This window comes from Rhodococcus sp. IEGM 1381 (genome assembly GCF_030056795.1).
Taxonomy (GTDB): Bacteria; Actinomycetota; Actinomycetes; order Mycobacteriales; family Mycobacteriaceae; genus Rhodococcoides.
Window position 1 is genome coordinate 110094 of sequence record NZ_JASHKQ010000005.1, and the last position, 10067, is coordinate 120160.

Sequence of the window (10067 nt, forward strand, 5' to 3'; positions counted from 1 at the left end):
TCTGGCTGATTTGTCGTACTGGTCAAACGACACAGCCGTAGCTCTATGATAAAGACTCTCAACTGTCCGTTTTGCCACTTTCGATCATTCGATCGGATGAATCCAGACCCAGTCGACTTCCCATGCTCACCCTCAGCACCGACACAACTTCGGGTTCGCGACACTTGAATCCTCTGTCTTTGAACAGTGCCACCGGGGCCGAGGCGAGGGGCTAGCGACTTCACAAAAACAGCGAAGCGCCTCGACATTCCGGTTGCCAAACACTGTCGGTACCCAATGCTTCGATGGCGGTATGTCACGACTCGACGAGGGGTTCCCGCCGCCCACGGCCTGTGTGCAGTGGTGTCAGCACCGCAGCTACGACCTACACGTCCTCGACGACGGCGTGGAGGTGGACCTGGATTGGTGGAACGGCCACCTCGACAGGGCAGGTCACGACCTTCGGCTGCGTGGCCGCAACCTCGACGGCGAAATCGTCGAGTACGGCGGCGCCACCGTGCAGCGCAACGATCTCCGGATCGGCACCGATCTGGCTGTAGGTGAACACGATTCGCTCGGCCTGCTGTTTCTCTGTGCAGCCTGGCAGGGCAGCCATCGGCACCGCAGAGCGATGCGCCGATTCCCGGACGTCATGAACCCGCACCTCAGCCGTCCCGACGAGAATCCCGTCGCCAAGACTCTCGCTGTGCTCGACAGCTGTGTCCGCAACCGCGTAGTGCCCGACCATCCGAACTCGACGTGGTCCGGATGGCCCGATGCGCCCGGCGTCGGAATGTCCCTGATGGCGACGTTCCTGTGGGCTGTGAAAGCGTCGGTCTACGGGGGTCCGGCTCAGCTGATCGACCAATACGGAGTATCCACACTCATCCACGAAGGATGGCTCGAAGATCCGTCCGTCACCGGCTTCACTCGTCGCCGCTACGACCGCTACGTCGAACTCATCACCGCATGGGCCACCGACATCGGCACCAGCCCCGAGCTCGTCGAAATGTGGCTCGTGAAGCGCTGGAGCGCCCGACTCAACGAAGCACGCCACGGTCGCTACACCGCACCCACGTTGTTCTGAACCGCTCGAAATATCATTGCAGCTCAACGGCATTGGTCAGAACAGAAGAGAATTCATCATCCGCCCGCCACCATGCGCACGTGCGGAATTCCAGCGTCCAGGTAGTTCTTCCCCACGCGAACGAATCCGAAGCGGCCGTACCACACTTCGAGGTGCGCCTGCGCGGAGAGTTCGACCACCCCGGGATACGCGGCCTGCGCAGCCTTCACGAGTTCGCCGGCATAACCCTTACCCCGTGCACCGGCATAACCCTTACCCCGTGCAACTGCGGCGGTGGCGACTCGGCCGATATGAACCGTGTCGTCGACAAGGACTCGAATGGTCGCCAGTACCTCACCGCGGTCGTCCTGCATCCAGAACAACTCCGTCGTCGGAAGCAGATCCGCGCCATCGAGTTCGATGTCGTCGACGATGCCCTGCTCGTGCACGAACACCCTGACCCGAAGCGCCATGATGCGGTACAGGGTGTTTTGGTCCACGCGCGCCAGCGGGGCGTGATGAAGAGTGGGCATGGGGGGTCCGTTCTGTGGAAGGTAGGGACAAGGTCACCGGTCGGTTGCGGCACTGCGGTCGATCACGTTGGCGATCGTGCGCTGTGCCAGTCGTTTCTGCGTCGCCGGCGGATACGTCTCGCGATCGAGTACCGCCAGGACCACGATGCCTTCCACCGCGGTGGCGATTTGCTGGGCGCACTCTTCGGCCTCGGCATCGGTGATGTGAGTGCCGAGGTCGGCAACCAGACCCGCTATGCGAGTGAGCCACTGACGCGTGTGGGTGACGTGCGGGTTCCGCAGTTCGGCGTCCGCGATCGCAGCCGCCGCGAAGCCCGTGAAGATTCGGGCTTCGACAATGCGCTCCTTGTCGAGCGGAAGCACTGAGCAGACAACGGCATACAGCCGCTCTGCTGCGGACATCCGGCCAGTGGCACCGGCCTCGTCGGCTCGCGCTGCCGTGCGCTCGAACAACGTCTGTCGCGCATGCACCAACATCGCAGACCGTGAGCCGAAGCGGTGCATGATCAACCCCGTCGTGCAGCCCGCACGAGTCGCGACCGCGCGCACCGTCGTCGCCTCGATTCCCAACTCCGCGATCGTGTCCCACACGGCCTGCGAAATGCGGTGTCGCGGGTCGTCCGAATCGACAGCCACTCGTCTCACCTCCTCGCTGGCCGTAACATCTGTTACGGAGAAGCGTAACAGGTGTTACGGAGAGCCACCCTCCGGAGGCCATCGGCAGGGGTTGCCGAGGCGAACAAACCGCTTTACTGTTATTCCGTAATTACGGAATAACAACCAAGGAGCTCGAGATGCGACGCCTAACCCTGGTTTCGGCAGCCTGCGCGACGGTCCTGTTGATAAGCGGATGCGCCTCCACCGAATCGGACACCGCCGAGGCCGCCACTCCGACACCGGAGAACTGTGCACCCGTCACCTCGACCGACCTCGCCACCGAAGACGGGTGGATCGGACTGATCGATCAGGCACCCGACACCGTGAGCCTCGTCATCGACGACGGACGCGGCAGAACCGTCGAGCATCGGGCCGATCAGGAGCAGGTACTCGCATCGGCGATCAAGGTGGTTCATCTCGCCGCCTACGCCCAGGCCGTCGCCGATGGCAGCATCGACCCGACCGAGCAAGTGTCGCTCTCGGATTGGGAGCGATGGTACGTACCCGGCACCGACGGCGGCGCGCATCCGAACGCTCTGAACCGCTTGGGGATCGCGAATTCCGGCACCAACGCAACCGACCCGAATGTCACGGTCCGCATCGACGACATGGTCTCGGCCATGATCCAGGAAAGCGACAACTCCGTCCCCGACTACCTTCGATACCGACTCGGCGACCAGGCGATCATCGACGCAGCGGCCACCGGAGGGTGGGAGAACTTCGAGGTTCCCAGCCTGGTGACGGACATCCTGTCGCTCTACGACCCGGCCCTCGCCGCCGGTGACCGGTGGGAGACCGCGCAGAAGTGGGCCTTCGACCCGCAGTTCCGCGCGCAACTGGAGGCGTCGCTGCAACCGTCCACCCCCGAGGAGCAAGCCGACCGAGTGCAGAGCACCTTCCGCGGCGGTTCGGCCGCACAACTCAACGGTATGTATCGCGCATTCACGGACGGAACGTACGGCACTGCGTCCGATACCATTGTGCGCCAACTGGAATGGCAACCCGCAGGTGACGACGTTCTCGGCGTTGGCTTCAAAGGCGGCAGCCTCGCAGGGGTGCTCACCCAGGGATTCGAGCTACGGCGCACCGATGGAACGGTGGCGACCGCAGTGTGGCTGATCGATGGTCTTTCTGCAGGCAGATTCGAGCAGGCGTATGCGGACGCCGGCGTGCAGCAGCAACTCATCCTCGAGGCCATGCTCTCGTCGGACGTACTCGACCGGATAGCCTGCGTGGTGTGAGCGAGGAGTTCGAGTCGAGACTGGCAGCGCTGGAGGCTCGCGTCGCCGAACTGGAACGACGCGAGGCTCCAGAGCCGCTCGATGCCGCTCCGTCGACGGGCGGCATGATTGCGTACCAAGGCGACGTGCATCTGCACGGAACGGTCCGCTGGGACATCAGCTACTCCCCCGACGCCATCGTGGACCTCCCCATTCCCTCGATGTCGGAAGTGCTTGCTGCACTGGGCCATCCGGTGCGGTTACATATCGTGCGGATTCTGCTCCGCGGGCCGGCGAACGCGGCGGATCTGCACGCCGCGGTGGGAGTCGGCTCCTCCGGCCAGATCTATCACCACCTCAAGACGCTGAGCTCGGCCAACATCGTCGAACAGCACGGCCGCGGCGACTACCGCATCGCCGCCAAACGGGTTGTACCGCTCCTTGTTTCGATGCTCGCTGCCGCTGATATCGCCGGCGACCTGGGCACCTGAACGCCCAGTGCGCCTGTCGCTGCGACAGGGGACGCCACTGCCAGCTAAAGCGACAACGCAAGAAATCTGTCGTGCTAACTTTCGTGGCCGTGACACCCGTCACCACCGGAGTTCAGGTAGAAATGTCAGTGGCACGACGCGTGACGGCAGCGATAGTGGGTCTCGTTCTGATGGCAGGCGGCCTGGCCGGCACCGCTGTGGCGCAACCCGCACCAGCCACGACGTGGCTGTGTAGCCCCGAACTGGCGAACGACCCCTGCGACCTGCCCGGTGACACGACAGACGTCGGCACCGGCGTGGTGACACCCGGCCCCGCGGCCGTTTCGGAGTCTGACAAGCCCGTCGATTGTTTCTATCTCTACCCCACCGTCACCAACGACGTCGCCCTCAACGCCCCCGGCTACGCCACGCCCGAGGTCGCGTCGATCGCGAGTTTCCAGGCCGCCCGGTTCAACACCCAGTGCCGAGTATTCGCGCCGGTCTACCGCCAGACGCCTCTCGTCGTTCTTCCTCCCGCGTTGCTGGGTGCCGCCGGACCGTCCATAGATCTGGCGTACTCCGACGTCCGTGCCGCCTGGGACAACTACATGGCGACCGAGAACAACGGCCGAGGCGTCATCCTCATCGGGCACTCCCAGGGCACGTTCATGATGCGCAAGCTGATGCGCGAGACCTTCGATCGCGATGCTGCCCTGCGACCGCAACTCGTCGGCGCATTCCTGATGGGCGGTAACGTCGAAACTGCTCGCGGCAGCACCACCGGCGGCGACTTCACGAATATCCCGCTGTGCACCGAACAAAGCCAATTCGGTTGCGTCGTTGCCTATTCCACCAACACGCTGCTGCCGCCACTATCGACATTCGGCAATTCGGCTCTGGATCTGTGGTCAGGGCGCTGGGGCTTGCCGAGCGGCCCGCAGTATCAGGTGGCGTGCACCGACCCTGCGGTACTCAGCGGCGACGCCGATCCAGTCGGCATCACGGTGCCGAGCGCGCCGTTCGCCTTCGGGATCATTTCGATTCTGCTGCAGTACACCTCGTTCCCCGAGGCAGTACCGACCTCGAATTCCACCTGGACCACGAGCCGCGGCCGAGTCGTCGGATCGTGCATCGACGCAGGCGGCTACAACCAGTACCACCTGCAGTTCGCGGAACCTCAGCCGCTCAACGAGGTTCCGCTGCTCGATTCACATCTGGTCGACATGAACGTCGGGCTCGATCGACTCGTCAGCATCGCCGGTCAGCAGACGACGGCATGGCAGTCGGCTCGCTGACCGTCGACAGGAATCAGGGAACGAGCACCACGCCGGCTCCGGGGAGAAGGGTGTCGAGATACGGCGAGCCCCACTGGCCGCCGTTCGAGTAGTCCTTGGTGTGCGTCACCGTCACCACAACAGGCCCCGGTCCGGTGTTCGCGACCACCTCGAGCGGAAGGTCTTCCCGTCCGTAGGGTCCCTCGGGCGACGGTGTCGGATCGTCCTGCCAGTGCCTAAGATCCGCGGCCCCAGTGGCTCCTGTCGCCAAGTTCCGCCAGTTCAGGTTCAGATACCGGTAGGGATTCTGATCGGCGAACGGGGCAATGTTCGCGGCCGAGAACCTAGCGACACCGGGCTCGTCACCCACGGTGGCCTTCATCGGAATGGTCTGGAAGAAGCCACCAGGGACGGCTCCGGGAGCGATCTGGAACCCGGTCACGATCGGCACTTGCAGATTCGTCACCTGCGGGGCCGCCGCTGCCGTACCCGCCCCGATACCGAACACCAAGGGAACAGTGAGTGCCGTCGCTACCACCGCTCGCCGCAATGACTTTCGCATACTGCATGCCTTTCGTCGATGTCACACAACGCGATTCCGAGTGGCACCAGAACCGGCGCCCGGCGACTCAGGTTGAAGCTGAAACATCAACTGGCTGTTGAGTGTTTCGTTCATTCACCCTCCCAGGCGAAATGTCCGATGTTCCAGCCGTATACCGATTCGTGACGGGGTCGTGACACGAAAGACGTTAACAGACCACTTGGCCCGTTCGATTCAATGATCAGAGGTGATGCACTCTGCAGCCACCGGTGAGGACGAACGAATGAGGCAAGTCCGCAACATCGTGGCCATGTGTGCGCTGGTCGCCGCGACCAATATTGGAGCCACGGCGTGCAGTTCCGAGGAGCCGACCAGCACCGATGCAGCGCCGGTCACCAGCGCAGCTCCTGCTCCGTCAGCCGGCGGCTCTCCCGAGACGGGCGGTGGCACCGGGACAAACGGACCAGCGGTCGAGGCTCCGGAGGTCGTGACACCGACACCGGGGCAGCCCGCTGAAGCAGGACCTGCTGCCGTACCGCCCGCTCCGAACCGCGACGACGTCAATGTCGATCCACGCAACTTCGAGGAGGCCGGCAGCCAGTACTTCTTCCAGTCCCCCAGTGGGAATGTGTTCTGCGGATTCAATTCTTCCAATGCTCCCGGCACGATCGTGGGCTGCCAGGTCCGCTACTCGGTGCCGGGCAACACCGGCCGGGAATGCCTCAATACCGAGAACAACACCTACGGGGTACAGATTCGCGAAGGCGGCACCGTCGAACAGATCTGCACCAACCAGGGGATCTTCTTCGGCGGAAATCCCGGCCCCCGAGTACTTGAATACGGCCAGGTCATCGGAGTGACCGGCAACTTCTGCCGGTCCACTGAGGATGGAATCACCTGCTACAGCGGCGATTCAGGCTTCATGATCTCCCGCGACGTCAACATCGCTTTCTGATGAAGGAGCTCCGAATGTTCCGTAGAACAGCACTACTCGCGGCCACTGCCGCCCTCGCTTTTGCGTTGACGGCCTGTGGCGACGACGCCCCCGCTGCCGCTCCGGCCCCCGCCCCCACCGCCGCGTCGCAGATTCCCGCGCCGCCCCAGGTCACCATTGCAAACCCCCCGGTCGACACCACGGACACCGCCTCCGCACCGGAGGCCACCGATCCAGCGCAGAACGGCGCGAACCCCGTGAACAACACCGCACCGATCACACCGGTCGACCCGGCCCGCTACACCGCGTATGGCAACGAGGTCGGTTGGAAGTCGCCGTCCGGCAAGATCTATTGCAAGATCGGCTACGCCGAATTCGGGTCCGGTTGCCAGTCCGGAGATGCTCCGGTGCCGGACGGCGCAAACTGCGTCACTCCGTCGTTCACCATCGACCAACTGAGCAAAGGCTTCTACATGACGCCGGGGAAGGTCACGCCGACCTGCTTCAATCAAGGTCAATTCGGCGTCGAGAACGCGCAGACGTTGGAATACAACACATCCATCACGTTCAATGGGATGACGTGCTTCTCCCGCGTGGAAGCGATGATCTGCGACGCGGGCGGCGGGCATGGCTTCGTGTTGTCGATGCAGCAGGCGACGTCCAACTGATGATGGGCAACAGGATTCGCTTCGTTACCTTCTTTGCGGCCGCTGCCACGTGTGCCGGATTTGCCCTGACGGGATGCAGCAGTTCGACCGAACCAACGGACGCGATGCCGTCGGTCATCCCCACCGTGGCCGCGGGTGCGCCGGCGACATCGACTGATGCAGCAGCACCCTCGATTGCCCAGCCGCCGAGTGGCGACGAACCCGGCTCCGGTTCTGCCGCAACACCAACGGCCGGCTCTGAACCGATCACTCCCGTCGACCCCACCCGATATGCCGCGATCAACGATCAGGTCGGATGGAAATCGCCGTCGGGCAACGTCTATTGCAAGCTCGGGCCCACGGAGTTCTCGTCGGGCTGCCAGGCAACAGACGCACCGGTGCCCGACGGTGCCGACTGCGACAAGCCGCCGTTCTCGGCCGACGAGATGAGCAAGGGCTTCTTCCTGGACCCGGGCAAGGTGACACCGATGTGCTTCAACCAGGGCGCATTCGGGGTAGACAACGCCCAGCCGTTGGACTACAACACGTCCATTTCGGCCAACGGCTACACCTGCTATTCCCGAGTCGAAGCGATGGTGTGCGACGCGGGCAGCGGCCACGGTTTCGTGCTGTCGATGCAGCAGGCGACCTGGAACTGATCCCCGACCGTCAGGCAGACATGAAATCCCGGAGCACGGGAAGTCTCGTCGCCGAACGGTTCGCAAGAGTGGGGACACAACCCAACAGACCCTTGGTGTACGGATGCGTCGCGGTCGCAACGATCTCCGCGGACGCCTTCTGCTCCACCAACTCACCCCGGTACATCACCAGCATGGTGTCGGAGAACTCGAGGCACAGCTTGATGTCGTGACTGACGATGAGCAGCGCAGTCCCCTGTTCCTGGGTCAGGTTCTGTAGCAACTCCATGGTTCCTCGGGCGAGCGACGCATCGAGCGCGCTGGTCGGTTCGTCGGCAATCAGCAGTCGCGGAGACCCGCACAACGCCAAAGCCGTCATCACCCGTTGACGCATTCCGCCGGACAACTCGTACGGCCGACTCCGCATCACCCGCTTCGTGTCGGAGAGTCCGACCTTGTTCAGCCAGTACGCGGTCGTGTCTGCACGCTCACGCCTGCCCGTGATTCCCGCTCCCGCGAGCACGTGCTTGAACTGGCCCCCGATGGTCCACACCGGATCGAGTGCCGTCATCGCATCCTGGAACACCATCGCGATTCCCTCGGTGCGCCGCGGCACGCTGCGACCGGTCTCCGGCCGGGCAGGCCTGCCCTCGAATTCGAGACGCGTTGATTCGACTGCTGCGCCCGCCGACACGTCGAGCAATCCCGCGATCGTCATGGCCAGGGTCGACTTTCCCGACCCCGATTCGCCCACCAACGCCACTCTCTCACCCGACGCGATGTCGAAGGACGCGTTTTTCACTGCGGCCACAGCGGACTCGCCTGTCCCGTAGGTGACAGTGAGATCTTCTACGCTGAGTACCGGCGCCGGGTCGGCCTTCACGTTCTCATCGCGACCGACGAGCGAAAGAGATTCGCGCTCAGTAGTTGTCGTCATATATTGCTCCCACCGAACGCCGTCGAATATGAACGAGGCCCATACTTCCGGCACGGTGTTTCCCCGAGCCACGTCGACGGTAAACAGCGCATTACGCAATCCGAAACCATCCGAACAACTCCCTGACCTGCAGATTCGCACGCGGGCGCGGAATAAAGGCCGCGGCCCACATCCGTGACCAGGGGCCGATTTCCGATAGACTCGGTAACGGTTCAGGTTGTCTCACCGTCGCGGCTTCCCCTCGCCTTACATGCCTATCACCGGAAGGCCCTGACACATGACCCGCCCCTTCTTCGACGACGAGTCCGGCTCGGTTGCTGCCCATCTACGACGGCAATCGGATGAGCAGCGGGCGAAGTACACCCGCGCGCGAGCACAACGGACCGAAAAGTTCGTCACCTCGCCGCGGCAGGTGTACGAGTTGATCCGCTCCGGTATCCGGCGCGGCACGATGCCGCACGACGAGGTGTTGTCCGAGCAGCACCTGATCCAGTCGCTCGGTGCGACCAGAAACGCTGTGCGCAAGGCACTTCAGATGCTCGCCGACGACGGTGTCGTGCTCAGGGCTCGCAGAGCAGGAACCTCGATCGCCCATGACATCGTGGCGGTACACGATCGTGAAGTCGGCCCGAGAGCATGGGCGGGCATGCCGGACGAGGGCAGACTGGCCGTCGATACGTTGCAGTGCAGGCGAATCACCGCGCCGGCAGTGATCCAGAACTTCATCGGATCCGAAGTGGATTCGGTGATCTTGCTGGAGCAGGTCGGCAGAATGGGCGGCAAACCGCTCTACCTGCGCGTCGGATACTGCATGACCGACTTCGGAATCGACGAATTCCTCGAACGCATCGAGAGCAACCACAGCGAATACCCGCCCATCGCGGAGGCCCATCGCCGAATCTTCGGGACCGAATACGGCGGCAGCAGCTCGGTGGTCGAAGCCATCTCCTGCCAGGAGCGACCGGCCGAACTGCTGGAGATGCCGGTGGGTGCGCCGGTGCTGTTGCGCGAGTTGATTACTCACAATTTCAAGGGTCAGCCGTCCGAACTGAGCTTCACACATTTTCGAGCGGACCGAGTGGCGATCATCGGCTCCAACGTCACCCCCACTGCGGAGTCCTGACCTTCGAACGACGACAGGGGATCGGTATCGAACCGATCCCCTGTCGAT

12 protein-coding genes are annotated in these 10067 nt (G+C 63.4%); 8 read left to right on the plus strand and 4 right to left on the minus strand.

Annotation, left to right across the window (positions count from 1 at the left end; genetic code table 11):
• Window positions 1-292: 292 nt before the first annotated feature.
• Window positions 293-1066, plus strand: a complete 774-nt coding sequence (locus QM797_RS14905; RefSeq protein WP_283276413.1) for an 8-oxoguanine DNA glycosylase OGG fold protein — start codon at window positions 293-295, stop codon at window positions 1064-1066.
• Window positions 1067-1122: 56 nt separating this feature from the next.
• Here the strand turns inward: QM797_RS14905 and QM797_RS14910 are convergent, their stop codons facing one another.
• Together QM797_RS14910 and QM797_RS14915 are read right to left on the minus strand one after the other, a co-directional pair.
• Entirely contained in the window at window positions 1123-1578 is a 456-nt protein-coding gene (locus tag QM797_RS14910) for a GNAT family N-acetyltransferase (RefSeq protein ID WP_283276414.1), read from the minus strand.
• A gap of 33 nt (window positions 1579-1611) precedes the next feature.
• Complete coding sequence (locus tag QM797_RS14915; RefSeq protein ID WP_283276415.1) at window positions 1612-2214, minus strand: TetR/AcrR family transcriptional regulator; 603 nt, start codon at window positions 2212-2214, stop codon at window positions 1612-1614.
• Between the two features lie 158 nt (window positions 2215-2372).
• On the opposite strand from QM797_RS14915, the gene QM797_RS14920 reads away from it, so the two are divergent.
• The 3 genes from QM797_RS14920 (at window position 2373) to QM797_RS14930 (ending at window position 5220) form a co-directional block, all read left to right on the plus strand.
• Window positions 2373-3476: a serine hydrolase gene (locus tag QM797_RS14920; protein WP_283276416.1), complete on the plus strand. Its 1104-nt coding sequence runs from the start codon at window positions 2373-2375 to the stop codon at window positions 3474-3476.
• Window positions 3473-3946, plus strand: coding sequence for a helix-turn-helix domain-containing protein (locus QM797_RS14925; RefSeq protein ID WP_283276417.1), 474 nt, complete (start codon window positions 3473-3475; stop codon window positions 3944-3946). The genes QM797_RS14920 and QM797_RS14925 overlap by 4 nt, the downstream gene beginning before the upstream one ends.
• An 89-nt stretch (window positions 3947-4035) precedes the next feature.
• A complete protein-coding gene (locus tag QM797_RS14930) occupies window positions 4036-5220 on the plus strand; it encodes a DUF3089 domain-containing protein (protein ID WP_349307201.1) in 1185 nt (394 codons plus the stop codon).
• Window positions 5221-5233: 13 nt separating this feature from the next.
• Here the strand turns inward: QM797_RS14930 and QM797_RS14935 are convergent, their stop codons facing one another.
• A complete protein-coding gene (locus QM797_RS14935) occupies window positions 5234-5761 on the minus strand; it encodes a hypothetical protein (protein ID WP_283276418.1) in 528 nt (175 codons plus the stop codon).
• Window positions 5762-6023: 262 nt separating this feature from the next.
• On the opposite strand from QM797_RS14935, the gene QM797_RS14940 reads away from it, so the two are divergent.
• The 3 genes from QM797_RS14940 to QM797_RS14950 are packed head-to-tail and all read left to right on the plus strand — an operon-like array spanning window position 6024 to window position 7980.
• Window positions 6024-6695, plus strand: a complete 672-nt coding sequence (locus QM797_RS14940; RefSeq protein WP_283276419.1) for a hypothetical protein — start codon at window positions 6024-6026, stop codon at window positions 6693-6695.
• A 14-nt stretch (window positions 6696-6709) separates the two neighbouring features.
• Window positions 6710-7342: a hypothetical protein gene (locus tag QM797_RS14945; protein ID WP_283276420.1), complete on the plus strand. Its 633-nt coding sequence runs from the start codon at window positions 6710-6712 to the stop codon at window positions 7340-7342.
• The gene (locus QM797_RS14950; protein WP_283276421.1) at window positions 7255-7980 is read left to right on the plus strand and encodes a hypothetical protein; all 726 of its coding nucleotides are present in this window, start codon (window positions 7255-7257) and stop codon (window positions 7978-7980) included. The genes QM797_RS14945 and QM797_RS14950 overlap by 88 nt, the downstream gene beginning before the upstream one ends.
• A 10-nt stretch (window positions 7981-7990) precedes the next feature.
• Here QM797_RS14950 and QM797_RS14955 read toward each other — a convergent pair whose 3' ends face one another.
• Window positions 7991-8896 (minus strand): ABC transporter ATP-binding protein, encoded by a 906-nt coding sequence (locus QM797_RS14955; RefSeq protein WP_283276422.1) that lies wholly within the window; start codon window positions 8894-8896, stop codon window positions 7991-7993.
• A gap of 277 nt (window positions 8897-9173) precedes the next feature.
• On the opposite strand from QM797_RS14955, the gene QM797_RS14960 reads away from it, so the two are divergent.
• Window positions 9174-10019, plus strand: a complete 846-nt coding sequence (locus tag QM797_RS14960) for a GntR family transcriptional regulator (protein WP_283276423.1) — start codon at window positions 9174-9176, stop codon at window positions 10017-10019.
• Window positions 10020-10067 lie beyond the last annotated feature (48 nt).